Here is a 14761-nt window from a genome sequence, read left to right as displayed (position 1 = left end):
AGATTAAAAAATCAATCATTACTCTCAGGGTAACGATCGGTTGCTGCCCTTGATTGATGCAATCCGCCTCCCTTCCTACACTTAACGGGTTAACTATCCTACGCATTTATGATGCACCGCCACTTGTCTGAGCCCGCGTTTGTACTGATAGCCACCTGCCGCTCAGCAAGTTAACCCAGGGAGGTTCAGGCATGACGCAACATCCGCAGTCCACCAGAGCTTGGGACACCCGCCGCACTGAAAAGCAACGGCGAATAGAGAGTGTCCGGGCCGTGGCTCAGGGCAAAGTGTTACCCACCGACCAGATTATCCCGATCCTCGAAACGCTGATTGCTCCCGGCGACCGCGTCGTCATGGAAGGGAATAACCAAAAGCAGGCTGATTTTCTTTCCCGTTCATTAGCAAAAGTGAATCCTGAAAAGCTGCATGATTTGCATATGATCATGCCGAGCGTCAGCCGCGCTGAGCATCTGGATCTCTTCGAACGGGGTATCGCCCGCAAACTGGATTTCGCCTTCTCCGGTCCGCAAAGTCTGCGCATCGCGCAGTTGCTGGAAGACGGGCAGATGGAGATCGGCGCGATTCACACCTATATCGAGCTTTATTCCCGCCTGTATGTGGATTTAGTGCCCAACATCGCGCTGATTGCCGGTTTCAAAGCTGACCGCAAAGGCAATCTTTATACCGGCGCGAGTACTGAAGATACGCCCGCGCTGGTGGAAGCCGCCGCTTTCAAAAACGGCATTGTGATTGCGCAGGTCAATGAACTGGTCGAAGAGGGCTGCGACCTGCCGCGCGTGGATATTCCCGGCGACTGGATTGATTTTGTGGTGGTCGCCGACCGTCCGTTCTTTATCGAACCGCTGTTCACCCGCGACCCGCGCCTGATCAAACCGGTTCACGTCCTGATGGCGATGATGGCGATCAAGGGCATTTACGCCAAACACAACGTGCAGTCGCTCAATCACGGCATTGGTTTCAACACCGCGGCCATTGAACTGCTGCTGCCAACCTACGGCGAACAGCTCGGTCTGCGCGGAAAAATCTGTAAACACTGGACGCTGAACCCGCACCCGACGCTGATCCCGGCCATCGAAAGCGGCTGGGTCGACACCGTGCACTGCTTCGGCGGTGAACTGGGGATGGAAGAGTATATCCGCGCCCGTCCGGACGTGTTCTTCACCGGTTCGGACGGCTCGATGCGTTCCAACCGCGCCTTCTGCCAGATGGCCGGTCAGTACGCAGTCGATATGTTCATCGGCTCGACGTTGCAGGTCGACGGTCTGGCTAACTCTTCCACCGTGACCCGTGGGCGTCTGGCCGGTTTTGGCGGTGCACCGAATATGGGCCATGACCCGCACGGCCGCCGTCACGCGACACCCGCCTGGCTCGACATGATTGAAGAGCCGGACCCGCTGGCGCGCGGTAAGAAGCTGGTGGTGCAGATGGTGGAAACCTATCAGGCCGGTGGCAAACCGACCTTCGTGGAGAAACTCGAAGCGGTGGACGTCGGTAAAGAGTCCGGTATGCCGCTGGCACCGGTGATGATTTACGGCGATGACGTAACCCACGTGCTGACCGAAGAGGGCATCGCCTATCTGCACCGGGCACGAACGCTGGAAGAGCGTCGCGCCATGGTGGCCGCTGTCGCCGGTATCACGGACATCGGGCTGGGCGTTGACGCCAAACGCGTTGCCGAACTGCGCCGTCAGGAGCTGGTGGTGTTCCCGGAAGATATGGGTATTCGCCGTACCGATGCCACCCGTTCACTGCTGGCCGCCGGCAGCGTCAGCGATCTGGTTGACTGGTCTGGCGGTCTGTACAACCCGCCAGCCAAATTCAGGAGCTGGTAATGACGATGCCGCAGATTCATGCGATCAGGGGCGAAAGCGCCGCTGAACAGCTGGCCGCAGGGCTGGCGCAACAAGCGACGCAGGCGCTGATCGATGAAGCGCGGCTCAGCCCGAAACCGGGTCTGGTGGACCGACGGGGTTCAGGGGCGCATCAGGACCTGACGCTGGCGCTGATGGAGCGTTCGGCGCACAGCCTGACTTCCACCTTTTATGCTCTGGCGCTGCACAGTTTTCAGCGCCCGGCGGATGTCGCGCTGCGTCAGGAAGTGGGGCGTCTGGGGCGCGAAGGAGAGGCCCGCATGATGGCGGCCACCGGCGGAGTGAACACTCACCGGGGCGCTATCTGGGCGCTGGGGTTGTTGGTCAGCGCCGTCGCGATGCAGCCTGAAACCCTCAGCCCGCAGACCATTGCCCGGCGGGCGGCAAAACTGGCGGCGCTGCCCGATGCCTTCAGCCCGAAAAGTTTCAGCAAAGGTTCGCATGCTGTTCAGCGCTATCAGGTGCCGGGCGCACGGGAAGAAGCGCAGGGCGGTTTTCCGCACATTCTGGAGCTCGCCTTGCCGCAGTTGCGTAGCAGCCGCAAGGCCGGGGCGACGGAGAGCCAGTCGCAGCTCAATGCGCTGCTGGCGGTAATGACCCGGCTGGCGGATACCTGCGTGTTGTCGCGTGGCGGGCTGCCCGCTTTGCAGGCGATGCACGGCGGTTCCCGCGCGGTGCTGAATGCCGGCGGTACACAAACGGCTGCCGGACGAAGGCATCTTCAGGCGCTGGAAAACCGCATGCTGAGCGACAACGCCTCACCCGGCGGCGCTGCGGATTTACTGGCTGCCACGCTGTTTCTCGATCGCGTCTCACTGGCGTGACCGGTCCGATTATTAACATCATGATGGGTATAAAGAGGTGTTATGGAACGTTTTGAATTTACTTACCCGGCGCAAACATCGCTGACCGGATGCGCGCAGGCTGGCGTGGTCGGCTCAGGCGATTTAGAAGCGCTGTATGAACCGAAAAATGGCGACAAGCTGCACGTCACCGTCACGACCTCCGTCGATGGCAGCCACACCTTGTGGCAACGTTTTTTTGACCGTCTGAGCCAACTGCGTGAACTGCCCGCAGGCCAGCTCGACATCAATGACTTCGGCGCTACGCCTGGCGTGGCGCGTCTGCGGATTGAACAGGTATTTGAGGAGGCGGGTTATGCCAACTGATCAAAGCTTTATTGAGCTGAATGCCCGCCAGCGTGCGTGCAACCTGCTCGATGCCGGGACGTTTCGCGAACTGCTGGGGCCGTTCGAACGCATTATGTCACCGTGGCTGGAACCGCAGGGCATCGTGCCGCAGGCCGATGACGGCATGGTGGTCGCCAAAGGCACTATCGAAGGCCAGCCAGCAGTGGTAGTGGCTATCGAAGGGGCATTCCAGGGCGGCAGCATGGGGGAAGTCTCCGGTGCGAAAATGGCCGCGGCGTTAGAGCTGGCGGCCGAAGATAATCGCCACGGCATCCCGACGCAGGCCGTGCTGCTGCTGGAAACCGGCGGTGTGCGTTTGCAGGAGGCCAATCTCGGCCTGGCTGCTATCGCCGATATTCACGCCGCGATTGTAGATTTACGCCGCTATACGCCGGTGATTGGCGTGGTTGCCGGTACCGTCGGTTGCTTTGGTGGCATGTCGATTGCCGCTGCGCTGTGCAGTTACCTCATCGTGACCCGTGAAGCGCGTCTGGGCCTGAACGGCCCGCAAGTTATCGAGCAGGAAGCGGGTATCGAAGAGTATGACTCCCGTGACCGGCCGTTTATCTGGAGTATCACCGGTGGCGACGTACGCTATCACACCGGTTTTGTTGACGCGCTGGTGAAAGATTCGCTGAGTGAAGTGAAAAGCAACCTGTTGGCGTTTATCGCCAAAGGTGTTCCGGCGCAGCATCGTTCCGATAAATTCGACGTTTACCTGCCAAAACTCACCGGCTTTGATACCACTCAGCAGGCCAGCCGAGACGTCACGCAAACCTTGTTCAAACGGGAGGACCTCGCATGAGCACGCTTGAAAATATTGCTAAAAACGCCGTCAGCCGCGGTGATTACTGGTTTGCAGAGCTGACCAAAGACGCCACGCCGTTAACCGGATTGTGCCCGTCGGTGAAAGCGGCAGACGGGAAAATCAACGATCAGGACGTGCGTTATATCGTCGTGGTGCCTGATGCCAATAACCATTATCCACGTGCGGCGGGCGGCGAAGTCGGCCTGCTCGAGGGCTGGACGCTGGCCAAAGTGGTCAGCCAGACCATCGCCGAAGATGCCGGAAAATCTACCAAGCGGGCAATTGTGGCAGTGATTGACGTGCCGAGTCAGGCTTATGGCCGCCGCGAAGAAGCTTTTGGTATTCATCAGGCGCTGGCCGGGGCGGCCGGGGCTTATGCCAATGCGCGTCTGGCCGGGCATCCGGTGATTGGACTGATTGTTGGCAAAGCCATGTCCGGCGCGTTTCTGGCCCACGGCTATCAGGCCAATAAGCTTATCGCCTTCAATAACCCGGATGTGATGATCCACGCGATGGGCAAAGAATCGGCGGCGCGCATTACGCTGCGCTCGGTCGAGGCGCTGGAGAAACTGGCGGCGACCATCCCGCCGATGGCCTATGACATCGAAAACTACGCCACCCTCGGTCTGCTGGCGCAACTGATGGAGATCGGCAATCCCGACAGCGCGACGCCGGACGATATCGTCAATGTGCAGTCGGCGCTGTGGAACAACATCCAGCAAGCGCGTCAGGAGGGGGTTGGCCTTAAAAATCGCTTAGGCGCCGACAACCGCGCCAGTTCGCTACACGTTCGTGAGCGTATGCGCCAGGCGTGGTAATTCGCTAACTTTTCAGTCTTTCAGCCGGTAAAGGCACCTGCATACAGCGAGATGCGGCACAGAGTTCAACGTGCTGCATCCGACTGGAATTTATAAAAAACATCGTAACCGGCGGGCTGGGTAATTCCTTTTTATTTACCTCAGGTACATCGCTATGACTTATGTAATTTTGCACGCACTCGCCCCGATTTTCGTCATCATGCTGCTCGGTTATTTTGCCGGGAAGGCGAAAATGGTGGATAACAAAAACGTCTCGTTACTGAACGTATTTGTGATGGATTTTGCTCTGCCCGCTACGCTGTTTGCTGCCACCGTACAGACCCCGTGGGCCGGGATTGTTGAACAGACGCCGCTGATTGTGGTGCTGGTTCTGGCGATGTGGATAACCTATGCGGCGATTTACTTCACCTGCACCCGGGTCTTTCACAAGTCCCCGCAGGACGCCGCGGTGCTGACGCTGACCGTCGCGCTGCCAAACTATGCGGCACTCGGTCTGCCGATTCTCGGCAGCGTATTGGGGGAGTCTTCCACCACCTCGCTGTCGGTCGCGGTGGCGATTGCCTGCGGTTCGGTACTGATGACGCCGTTCTGTCTGTTGATCCTCGAGCGTGAAAAAGCGCGTCTCGGCGGTGAAGGCCAGGGTTCTTCGCTGGCGCTGTTGCCGGTACTGATGTGGCGTTCGGTAAAAAAACCGATTGTCTGGGGTCCGCTGCTGGGGGTGGTGCTGTCAGCCATCGGCATCAAAATGCCGGAAATTGTGCTGGCCTCGATTAAACCGCTGGGGCTGTCCGCCACGGCATCAGCGCTGTTCCTGACCGGTGTGATCCTGTCGGCGCGTCAGCTGAAAATCAACGGACCGGTGCTGGTCTCCTGCGTGGCGAAAAACCTGATTCAGCCATTTATTGCCTGGGGTCTGGTGCTGGCCTTTGGCCTCAGTGGCCAGATGGCGGTGACGGCCATTCTGATGATTGCACTGTCAGCCGGTTTCTTCGGCATCGTGTTCGGTAATCGGTTCGGCGTGCAGTCGCCAGATGCAGAAGCGTCACTGTTGATCAGTTCAGTGTTGTGTATCATTACGTTACCGCTGTTTATAACACTGACCGCTTCACTGCACTGATGAATAAGGAACCGTAACGATGAGTCTGCCGCGTGCCCATGATCTGATTTGGATTGCCGACCGAGCTTCGCTGGAAAACGCCCAGGGCTTACCTGACTGGGTGAGCAACTGGCGGCCGCATCTGCCGCTGGTGGTGCGTCGTGACCGGCGCGACGATGGCGCCATCCCGGTCGGGATACGCGGCATGACCAAAATTCAGCGCGCCGCCGCCTGGATAAAACCCGAAGACGTGCTGCGCGTGGTGACGCCAGAATCGTTGGTGGCCGACCCGGTTACGCTGCTGCATTCACGCTTTATCTCCCTGCAACCCATGCAGGCGCTGATCACTCTCGCCAGCCTGAAACTGCCCTGGCAGTGGGGCGTGACCGGTAGCTGTGCCTATGCCATGGCCAGCGATATTCCGGTCATGCACGCAGAGAGCGATCTCGATTTACTCATCCGCTGTGACCAGCCGGTGGATTCCATTGAATTTTCCGCTTTCCACACCCGCCTTGAAGAGATGCCGTGCCGCGTCGATGTGCAAATCACCACGCCGCAGGGCGGTTTCTCGCTGACGGAATGGCTGCGCGGCGGGGAATTTATGCTGAAAACTGACTCAGGCCCGGTTCTGATCACTGACCCGTGGAGCAAGCCTGCAGTCTGAGGAGTGTTATGAACATCTTGTTTACCTTTCCCGGCCAGGGGCCACAGGTGCCTGATATGTTGCACCGCCTGCCGGAAAACGCTCTTACCCATGATCTGCTAACCCAGGCCAGTGCCGCGCTGGGTGAAGATATCTATCTGCTGGATACTGCCGATGCACTGCGTTCCACCCGTGCGGTGCAGCTGTGCCTGCTGATTGCCGGGGTAGTCTGGGCAAAGCAGCTGGAAACCGAAGGGGTGAAGCCGGATTTTTGCAGTGGTCTGTCGATTGGTGCGTTTCCGGCGGCGGTGATAGCCGGTGCTTTAGGCTTTGACGATGCCGTGCGGCTGGTGGCGCTGCGCGGCGAGCTGATGCAGCAGGCTTATCCGCAGGGGTTTGGCTTGTCGGCCATCACCGGACTGAGCCAGGATAAGGTTTCCGCGCTGCTGGAGCAGGTGAACAGTCCGCAAACGCCGGTGTATCTGGCCAATATCAATGCGGAAGATCAGATGGTGATCGCCGGCAGCGACGTCGCTATGCAGCAGGTATTGAATTTAGCCAAAGCGCAGGGAGCGCAGAAAACCCACCGGCTGGCGGTCAGCGTACCCTCTCACTGCGCTTTGCTGGATGCACCTGCCGCCAGACTGGTTAACGCCTTCGAGTCCGTCACGTTACAGCGCCCAACCTGCGGTTATCTCAGCGGCACCACTGGCCGGGTTTACTGGCAGCCGGAAAAGATTGCCGACGATCTGGCGATGAACATGGCGCGTACCGTTAACTGGCGCGATGCCATGGTGGCGGCCTACCAGCGGGACGTGCGTCTGGCGATAGAAATGCCGCCGGGCAGCGTGCTCACCGGCCTGACCCGACGTGCGATGGATCAGGGCGAAGCGCTGTCGCTGTGCCAGTCAGGCATACAGCTTGCGAGGACTCTCGCAATGCGGTTACGGGAAAAGGAACGGCAATAAAAGGCGTGGTAGGTTGGTCCGCAAACGCATGACCGGCAGGCATTATATGTTCATGTAATGCGAACACTGTGGCAGCGTCAGGGAAGCAAAATTGCTCTTCTATTTTGTTGGTATATTGAGCACTATGCTTTAATCCAGCCACTCATCAGCGGTATCTGATGAGTTATCTTTTAGTATGAAGGGATATCATGCCAGTTCTGATTCGCGGGGATTCACAAATGATCGTGCTCGAAAGATCTTATAGCACAGCTACTCTGGCCCGACGGTTTGAAATCATTGATGAGATACGATTCAACAATATCGATATGTTAATCATTTATGATGAAAAAATTCCGTTTATCGCTATCGCAGAAGCAGAAACCAGAATCGACAACCGGGGTGAAAAACGACACCACGTGGTTGCCACGCTGGAACTTACCCGCCGAAAAAATGATGATGAGATTCTGGATGTGAGTCAGCTTTGGGAAGACGAGCAGGTGTTTCAAATTGAAGGCGTAGTCGTTAATCCTGAAATGCGGGATTTCCGCCTGGCAACTTTACTGTATGAAACATTAGTGATTAAAAAGAAACTGACTTTAATGAGTGACAATGACCACTATGCTGGCGGTAAGGCCTTGTGGCAGCGCCTGGCGCAGGACTCGAGCGAATTAGTCGTTTTTGTGCTGGATACTGATAAAAGGCAGTTCTACCCATACGATGGTACGAAAATGCGTTACGACGGCGTCAGTATTCCCGAGTCAGCTATCTGGAGCCCGCACCCGGATAAAACGCACAGCTCAGTCGTCTTTATTGCTCAAAACCGCGACAAAACGTCAGCCAGCCGCATTCCCTAACGCATACATCCGGCATTCAGCCGCCAGTGCCAGCAGATTCGGGTCGCGCTCGCGGCTGTGCGGATAGACCAGCGCGATGGTTTGTCGCATCTGATAAGGTTCGGCCAGCGGCATCAGGCGCACGGTGTTTTCATACACCCCTTTCATGCGGCCCGGAATCAACGTATAGCCCACGCCCGCCTGCACCAGACTGAGCATCGAAAAAATATCATTCACCCGGGTGACAATGTCCGGGTCGAAACCCGCTATCTGAAAAGCTTCCTGAAAACCGTGGTAGGTGGCAAACCCTTCGGCCAGCGCCACAAATTTCTGATGCCTGAAATCACGTAAATCGGCAGGACCTTCTGTGGCTATCACTGAACTGGCGGGGGCGGCGAGGAAGATATCATCCTGAAACAGCGGTATCTGGTCATAGCGCAGGGGATCCACCGCAGAGTCGCTGGTGGAGATCAGCACGGCGTCCAACTGGCCCTCTTCCATTCTGTCCAGTAAATGACTGTTTGACCCCATCACCAGCTCCAGCTCCAGTTCGGGCCGACGCAGTTTGAGGCCCATGATCAGACGCGGAATAGTTTGCAGCGTGAGGGAATAGAGTGTGCCCAGCTTCAGCCGTTTCTGGCCAAATCCGGCGGCAAGGCGCGTGGCCTCAATGCCGTGCTCCATCTGCTCAGTCACTAACGCGGCGTGCTCCAGCAGCGCTTTGGCGGCGGGAAGTGGCAGCAGGTTACGGCCTTTATGAATAAACAGCGGGCAGCGTAAACCCTCCTCCAGTGAATGCAGTGCACGGTGAACGCTGACGCTGCTCAGGCCCAGATGTTCAGCCGTACGGGTGATGTTGAGTTTTTCCATGTAAGCGATGAAGATTTCCAGCTTACGGAAGGTGATTTCACTATCAATCATGCATCAGCCGGTAGCTGACAGTCAGACACTTTTGACCGTCGGCGCAGCTTTTACAACTGCCGCTCAGGCAGCTGTTATCGGGTTCTATGGCTTCCACTTTGCGCATCGCAACCAGACGGTCGAGCATCGCCTGTACCAGGGGCTGCGGAGCTTGTAACTGATGGCTCAGTTGTCGGGCATCAACCCTACCCGCCAGCGCTACGCCGTCGCGAACGGCAATCAATGAGGTCATCCTTTACTCCTAGTGGCAGTCGCCCGAAGGTGAGCTACAGCAGGCAGCAGCTTTGCGCGGTTTCAGCGTGACGCTGACGCGGCTGCGCATTTTTCTCAGGGTCAGCAGTACCAGCGTATTGAAAATAATCACTGTCAGGATGATACCCGCGCTGCGTCCCGGATGGTCGCTGAAGGTGGCGACCTGGAAGAACAGCGTCGCCAGTGAGTAGGCCACGTTAAGCCCCCAGAAGATGGAGAATGTCATCCAGCCACGGCTGGTTTCACGCGCGATAGCCCCCATGACTGAGACGCAGGGAACGTAAAGCAGCACGAAGATCAGATAACTGTAGGCCGAAATGGCGGTGCCAAATTTACTGCTCATCACGCCCATTGAGGTCGCGGCCATTTCCCCGTCGCCTTTACTGGCTTCGATCGGGTTGGACAGCACGCTCAGACTGAAGGTGTCTTTCAGTCCCTGCCAGGTCTGACGCATTGCGCCGTTCAGTTCGCCCGGCAGATCGAAATTGGCAGCGTCGAACTGTTGCTTGGTGATGTGTTCGGCGGTGTAGAGGGTGTTGAGCGTACCGACCACCACTTCTTTTGCCATCGCACCGGTGACCAGCCCGACGGTGGCCTGCCAGTTGTCTTCATGCACACCCATCGGACTGAGGATTGGCGTCAGCACTTTACTGACGGTCGCCAGCGCTGAGTCGTTAATGTTGTCGACGGCTTTGCCACTGAAGGAGAAGCTGTTGAGTGCGCCAATGAAAATACTGGCGATGACAATCACTTTACCGGCCCGCAGTACAAAACCTTTCAGGCGTTGCCAGGTCTGCAACAGCAGACTTTTCAGGTGGGGAATGTGATAAACCGGCAACTCCATGACGAACGGCGAGGCTTCACCGCGCATGATGGTGTACTTCAGCACCAGGCCGGTAAGAATGGCGACCACGATACCCAGCAGGTAAAGAGAAAAGACCACCGATGCGCCACTCTGTCCGAAGAACGCGGCGGAGAATACGGCGAAAATCGCCAGACGTGCACCGCAGGACATAAACGGCGCCATCATGACGGTCATCAGCCGTTCACGTGGGGCATCCAGTGTGCGTGCACCCATAATTGACGGCACGTTACAGCCAAAACCTACGATCAGCGGAACGAAGGATTTGCCCGGCAGGCCCAGCGCCTGCATCAGACGGTCCATCACAAAGGCGGCACGCGCCATGTAGCCGGAGTCTTCCAGGAACGACAGAAACAGATACATCATGCCGATTTGCGGTACCAGCGGCAAAACGGTATTGATCCCGCCGCCGACGCCCTGAGCAAGGAAAATAGTCAGCCACTGCGGGAAGTGCAGGGTGAAGCCCAGCCACTGGGTACCCTGAATGAAAATAGCCGCCGAGCCGATATCGAAAATCGGTTGCAGCGCACCGCCGATGTTAATGGCCAGCAGGAACATCAGGTACATCACCAGCAGGAAAATAGGCACACCGAGGAAACGGTTGAGGATCACCTGATCGAGGCGTTGCGTCATGCGGTTCGGTGCAGTCAGGTGAGCGTTGCTTACCGCTTCACACAGGCTGACGATGCTCTGATAGCGGGCATCGGCAATCAGCAGTGCCGGGTCTTCATGCTGCTGTTCGGCCAGTCGGGCACGGACCTGCGGCAGGAGAGCTTCAGCATTACCGGCGTGCGTCTGGCTGTAGATATCCCCCTCGAGAATTTGCAGAGCCAGCCAGCGCCGTTGCTGCAACGGCATCCCAGCGGGCATCTCATCGGCCAGTTGGTCAACCGCCTGTTGCAGAACTGGCGGGTAGATCACGCGGGTAAGGTTTGAAGCTGCCGGGCGCTGGTCGATAGCGGCTTTAAGTTCGTTAATGCCGCTGGCGCGGGTAGACACCAGGGCGATCACCGGGCAACCAAGGCGTTTGGCCAGGGCCGGAATGTCGATGGTGATGCTCTGAGTTTTGGCGATATCCAGCATGTTCAGCGCGACGATACACGGAATGCCCAGCTCCAGCAGTTGCAGCGTCAGATACAAATTACGTTCCAGATTGGAAGCATCGACCACGTTAATCATCAGGTCTGCTTCGCCGCCGAGGATGTAATGACAGGCAATCTGTTCGTCGAGGGACGTCTGTTCTGAAATGGTGGTCAGGGAATAGGTGCCGGGTAAATCCACCAGCGTGACCTGATGTTGCTGGGTAGCGAACTGCCCCTCTTTACGCTCAACCGTGACGCCAGCCCAGTTGCCCACGCGTTGGCGCGCCCCGGTTAATTGGTTGAAAAGTGTCGTTTTGCCGGAATTTGGATTACCAATTAACCCAATGGTCAGTGCTTTCATTCGTTTGTTTCTGCGTGGGAATAACGTAAAGGGAGGCGGGCAAGCGGAACGGCCCGCACTGGAAAATCAACAGGCCTGAATTTCAAGTTTTAGCAGATCGAGATCTTTTTTACGCACGACCAGACTGGTACGGCGGGTTTCAATCTGAACCGGATCGCCCATCGGCGCTACGCGGATAATATTGAAAAGTGAGCCAGGCAGCATGCCGAGAGACAGCAGTTTCTGGCGATATGCCGGGCTTATCTCAGAGGAGAAACCGGTGATTTTGTAAGCACGTTGAGAGAGAAGTTGCATAGATCCTCGCGAAGCATTCAGGCGTTAAAAGGGCGGCATGGATTTCATGCGCCGCGCTTCCGTGCCCGGATTCCCACTTGTCGTTGCGAAATACTGCGTATCTTTATCTGACGCTGAAAGCGCCTGCTGACTAAATATTAAATCAACTATCCGCGGAAGTAAAAACGAGAATAGTTATCATAATTAGTACGTGAATGTGGAATTAAAAAAGGGACATTTCCCTAAAGACCCCACGCGATAGCCTTCATCGCAGGGCTATCCTATGCCGTCATCCCTGCCGTTTTATTGATTTACCTCAGTGATCATGTGATTAGTAATCATTCAGCAAATGGATGTTAGTAGACGAAAATAAAAAGCCGCTGAATTTCAGCGGCTTCGGCACAACAGATCACAGAGAGTTTTTAGTGTTTTTTACCCAAAGCGGCAGCCAGGGCATCCATCATGGCGCTGTTACCGGCACTGTTTGACGACGGGCGTGCGGCAGGTTTGTTCGATGCGCCACGTTTTTGCTGATCGCGGCCTTTATCTGCCGTCGGTGCCGCTGAGTTGCTGTTACGCCGCGCCGGTGCTTCACCTGGTTGTTCGTCCAGACGCATGGTCAGGGCAATGCGTTTGCGCTGCAAGTCCACTTCCATCACTTTGACTTTGACGATGTCACCCGCTTTCACCACGGTATGCGGGTCCTCGACGAACTTGTTCGCCAGTGAGGAGATGTGTACCAGACCGTCCTGATGAACACCGATATCCACGAACGCACCGAAGTTGGTCACGTTGGTGACTGAGCCTTCGAGGATCATGCCCGGCATCAGGTCGTTTATGGTCTCTACGCCATCGGCAAAGGTGGCGGTTTTGAACTCTGGGCGCGGATCGTGCCCCGGTTTTTCCAGCTCTTTGATGATGTCCGTGACGGTTGGCATACCGAAACGTTCGTCGGTGAACTCGCTGGCTTTCAGGCCACGCAACGCGTTGGAATCGCCCATCAGTTCTTTCAGCGCGAGGTGGGTCGCCGCCAGAATACGTTCAACTACCGGATAGGTTTCCGGGTGAACCGTGGAGGCGTCCAGCGGGTTATCACCATGGTTGATACGCAGGAAGCCCGCACACTGTTCGAAGGCTTTTGGCCCCAGACGGCTGACTTTCAGCAGCTGTTCGCGGTTGCGGAACTGGCCGTTTTCATCGCGCCAGTTAACGATATTCTGCGCCATCATACGGGTCAGACCGGCGACGCGGGTCAGCAGCGGTACTGAGGCGGTGTTGAGATCCACACCAACGGCGTTCACGCAGTCTTCCACCACGGTATCGAGTTTCTTCGCCAGTTGGGTCTGGCTGACGTCATGCTGGTACTGGCCGACGCCGATCGATTTAGGGTCGATCTTCACCAGTTCTGCCAGCGGATCCTGCAGGCGGCGTGCAATAGACACTGCACCGCGAATAGACACGTCGAGATCCGGGAACTCCAGCGCAGCCAGTTCAGAAGCGGAATAGACCGAAGCCCCGGCTTCGCTGACGATGACTTTTTGCGCTTTTACTTCCGGGAACTGTTTTTGCAGATCGAGGAAGAAACGCTCAGTTTCACGTGAGGCCGTGCCATTACCAATCGCCACCAGTTCGACGTTGTGTTTGATGCACAGCGCGGCAACCTGCTGCGCGGCTTTAGCTGCCTGACCGGTGTGTGGATAAACCGTATCAATACCCACCAGTTTGCCGGTGTTATCCACAACGGCAACTTTCACACCGGTGCGCAGGCCCGGATCGAGGCCCATGGTGGCGCGCATACCGGCCGGAGCGGCCATCAGCAGGTCATGCATGTTACGGGCAAACACGTTGATGGCTTCATCTTCGGCGCGTTCGCGGATGGTACTCATCAGTTCGGTTTCAAGATGCAGCAGCACTTTGATACGCCAGGTCCAGTTCACCACGGCACGACGCCAGACGTCAGCCGGTGCGTTGTTTAAGCGCAGCTTCAGATGGTCGATGATCAGCTGTTCGGCGTAGCTCTCTTTCGGCGTTTCATCTTGTTGTGGATCAGCGTTTAGCGACAGTTGCAGCACGCCTTCGTTACGGCCACGGAACATCGCCAGTGCGCGGTGCGAAGGGACTTTGGCAATGGGTTCGTGATGATCGAAATAGTCACTGAATTTGGCGCCTTCCTGCTCTTTACCCTCAACCACGCGTGAGACGAGATGGGCATTTTTCCACAGATAGTCGCGGACTTTTGCCAGCAGGGCGGCGTCTTCAGAGAAACGCTCCATCAGAATATAGCGCGCACCGTCGAGGGCCGCTTTGGTGTCGGCTACGCCCTTGTCGGCATCAATAAATTTGGCAGCGGTGGTGTCAGGATCGTGCTGTGGTTCGTTCCACAGCAGATCAGCCAGCGGCTCCAGCCCGGCTTCCATGGCGATCTGTCCGCGGGTGCGGCGCTTGGGTTTATAGGGCAGGTATAAGTCTTCCAGTTCGGTTTTACTTAGCGTGGTGGTAATGGCTTTGGCCAGTTCGTCGCTTAGCTTGCCCTGATCCTCAATGGATTTAAGGATGGTCTGGCGTCGGTCTTCCAGCTCACGCAGATAACTCAGACGGGTGTCCAACTGACGCAGTTGGGTATCATCCAACCCACCGGTGACTTCCTTACGGTACCGTGCAATAAATGGCACGGTATTACCTTCATCCAGCAAGCGCACCACGGAAGCAACCTGCTCCGGGCGAACCTGCAATTCAGTTGCGATAATGCGGCTCAGTTGATCATTCATAGGTCTGGTATCTGT

At 56.9% G+C, this 14761-nt stretch carries 14 protein-coding genes; 9 read left to right on the top strand and 5 right to left on the bottom strand.

Going from position 1 to position 14761, the window contains the following annotated elements:
* Positions 1-191 precede the first annotated feature (191 nt).
* The 9 genes from mdcA (at position 192) to EAH77_RS17890 (ending at position 8248) form a co-directional block, all read left to right on the top strand.
* Complete coding sequence (mdcA, locus tag EAH77_RS17930; protein ID WP_140474180.1) at positions 192-1853, top strand: malonate decarboxylase subunit alpha; 1662 nt, start codon at positions 192-194, stop codon at positions 1851-1853.
* Positions 1853-2716, top strand: a complete 864-nt coding sequence (locus EAH77_RS17925; protein ID WP_431306777.1) for a triphosphoribosyl-dephospho-CoA synthase — start codon at positions 1853-1855, stop codon at positions 2714-2716. The genes mdcA and EAH77_RS17925 overlap by 1 nt, the downstream gene beginning before the upstream one ends.
* Before the next feature lie 42 nt (positions 2717-2758).
* A complete protein-coding gene (locus tag EAH77_RS17920) occupies positions 2759-3061 on the top strand; it encodes a malonate decarboxylase subunit delta (RefSeq protein ID WP_140474179.1) in 303 nt (100 codons plus the stop codon).
* On the top strand, positions 3051-3887 hold the full coding sequence (locus EAH77_RS17915) for a biotin-independent malonate decarboxylase subunit beta (RefSeq protein WP_140474178.1): 837 nt from the start codon (positions 3051-3053) through the stop codon (positions 3885-3887). The genes EAH77_RS17920 and EAH77_RS17915 overlap by 11 nt, the downstream gene beginning before the upstream one ends.
* Positions 3884-4708, top strand: a complete 825-nt coding sequence (gene mdcE, locus EAH77_RS17910; protein ID WP_140474177.1) for a biotin-independent malonate decarboxylase subunit gamma — start codon at positions 3884-3886, stop codon at positions 4706-4708. The genes EAH77_RS17915 and mdcE overlap by 4 nt, the downstream gene beginning before the upstream one ends.
* 154 nt (positions 4709-4862) lie before the next feature.
* Positions 4863-5825 carry an AEC family transporter gene (locus EAH77_RS17905; protein ID WP_140474176.1) on the top strand — a complete coding sequence of 321 codons (963 nt, stop codon included), beginning with the start codon at positions 4863-4865 and terminating at the stop codon, positions 5823-5825.
* 19 nt (positions 5826-5844) lie between these two features.
* A complete protein-coding gene (locus tag EAH77_RS17900) occupies positions 5845-6468 on the top strand; it encodes a malonate decarboxylase holo-ACP synthase (RefSeq protein ID WP_140474175.1) in 624 nt (207 codons plus the stop codon).
* A gap of 8 nt (positions 6469-6476) precedes the next feature.
* Positions 6477-7415 (top strand): malonate decarboxylase subunit epsilon, encoded by a 939-nt coding sequence (gene mdcH / locus EAH77_RS17895; RefSeq protein ID WP_140474174.1) that lies wholly within the window; start codon positions 6477-6479, stop codon positions 7413-7415.
* A gap of 218 nt (positions 7416-7633) precedes the next feature.
* Positions 7634-8248 carry a hypothetical protein gene (locus EAH77_RS17890; protein WP_241673486.1) on the top strand — a complete coding sequence of 205 codons (615 nt, stop codon included), beginning with the start codon at positions 7634-7636 and terminating at the stop codon, positions 8246-8248.
* Here EAH77_RS17890 and EAH77_RS17885 read toward each other — a convergent pair.
* From EAH77_RS17885 to EAH77_RS17865, 5 genes are all read right to left on the bottom strand, one after another.
* Positions 8228-9148 carry a LysR family transcriptional regulator gene (locus EAH77_RS17885; RefSeq protein ID WP_140474172.1) on the bottom strand — a complete coding sequence of 307 codons (921 nt, stop codon included), beginning with the start codon at positions 9146-9148 and terminating at the stop codon, positions 8228-8230. The genes EAH77_RS17890 and EAH77_RS17885 overlap by 21 nt on opposite strands.
* On the bottom strand, positions 9141-9380 hold the full coding sequence (locus EAH77_RS17880) for a FeoC-like transcriptional regulator (protein WP_140474171.1): 240 nt from the start codon (positions 9378-9380) through the stop codon (positions 9141-9143). Before EAH77_RS17880 ends, EAH77_RS17885 begins: the two co-directional genes overlap by 8 nt.
* 9 nt (positions 9381-9389) lie before the next feature.
* Positions 9390-11705, bottom strand: a complete 2316-nt coding sequence (feoB, locus tag EAH77_RS17875; RefSeq protein WP_140474170.1) for a Fe(2+) transporter permease subunit FeoB — start codon at positions 11703-11705, stop codon at positions 9390-9392.
* A 66-nt stretch (positions 11706-11771) separates the two neighbouring features.
* A complete protein-coding gene (gene feoA, locus EAH77_RS17870; RefSeq protein ID WP_140474169.1) occupies positions 11772-11999 on the bottom strand; it encodes a ferrous iron transporter A in 228 nt (75 codons plus the stop codon).
* A gap of 401 nt (positions 12000-12400) precedes the next feature.
* Complete coding sequence (locus EAH77_RS17865) at positions 12401-14746, bottom strand: Tex family protein (protein WP_140474168.1); 2346 nt, start codon at positions 14744-14746, stop codon at positions 12401-12403.
* Between the last annotated feature and the right edge of the window lie 15 nt (positions 14747-14761).

Origin of the sequence: Ewingella americana (assembly GCF_006438725.1) — a bacterium.
Lineage (GTDB): Bacteria > Pseudomonadota > Gammaproteobacteria > Enterobacterales > Enterobacteriaceae > Ewingella > Ewingella americana_A.
The sequence above is the reverse complement of the archived record's forward strand: the minus strand, read 5'-3'. Positions and strand labels throughout refer to the sequence as shown.

Excerpts from the sequence above, each read along its gene's own strand:
- mdcA (WP_140474180.1), top strand. The coding sequence starts at position 192 with ATGACGCAACATCCGCAGTCCACCAGAGCTTGGGACACCCGCCGCACT.
- EAH77_RS17925 (WP_431306777.1), top strand. The coding sequence starts at position 1,853 with ATGACGATGCCGCAGATTCATGCGATCAGGGGCGAAAGCGCCGCTGAA.
- EAH77_RS17920 (WP_140474179.1), top strand. The coding sequence starts at position 2,759 with ATGGAACGTTTTGAATTTACTTACCCGGCGCAAACATCGCTGACCGGA.
- EAH77_RS17915 (WP_140474178.1), top strand. The coding sequence starts at position 3,051 with ATGCCAACTGATCAAAGCTTTATTGAGCTGAATGCCCGCCAGCGTGCG.
- mdcE (WP_140474177.1), top strand. The coding sequence starts at position 3,884 with ATGAGCACGCTTGAAAATATTGCTAAAAACGCCGTCAGCCGCGGTGAT.
- EAH77_RS17905 (WP_140474176.1), top strand. The coding sequence starts at position 4,863 with ATGACTTATGTAATTTTGCACGCACTCGCCCCGATTTTCGTCATCATG.
- EAH77_RS17900 (WP_140474175.1), top strand. The coding sequence starts at position 5,845 with ATGAGTCTGCCGCGTGCCCATGATCTGATTTGGATTGCCGACCGAGCT.
- mdcH (WP_140474174.1), top strand. The coding sequence starts at position 6,477 with ATGAACATCTTGTTTACCTTTCCCGGCCAGGGGCCACAGGTGCCTGAT.
- EAH77_RS17890 (WP_241673486.1), top strand. The coding sequence starts at position 7,634 with ATGATCGTGCTCGAAAGATCTTATAGCACAGCTACTCTGGCCCGACGG.
- EAH77_RS17885 (WP_140474172.1), bottom strand. The coding sequence starts at position 9,148 with ATGATTGATAGTGAAATCACCTTCCGTAAGCTGGAAATCTTCATCGCT.
- EAH77_RS17880 (WP_140474171.1), bottom strand. The coding sequence starts at position 9,380 with ATGACCTCATTGATTGCCGTTCGCGACGGCGTAGCGCTGGCGGGTAGG.
- feoB (WP_140474170.1), bottom strand. The coding sequence starts at position 11,705 with ATGAAAGCACTGACCATTGGGTTAATTGGTAATCCAAATTCCGGCAAA.
- feoA (WP_140474169.1), bottom strand. The coding sequence starts at position 11,999 with ATGCAACTTCTCTCTCAACGTGCTTACAAAATCACCGGTTTCTCCTCT.
- EAH77_RS17865 (WP_140474168.1), bottom strand. The coding sequence starts at position 14,746 with ATGAATGATCAACTGAGCCGCATTATCGCAACTGAATTGCAGGTTCGC.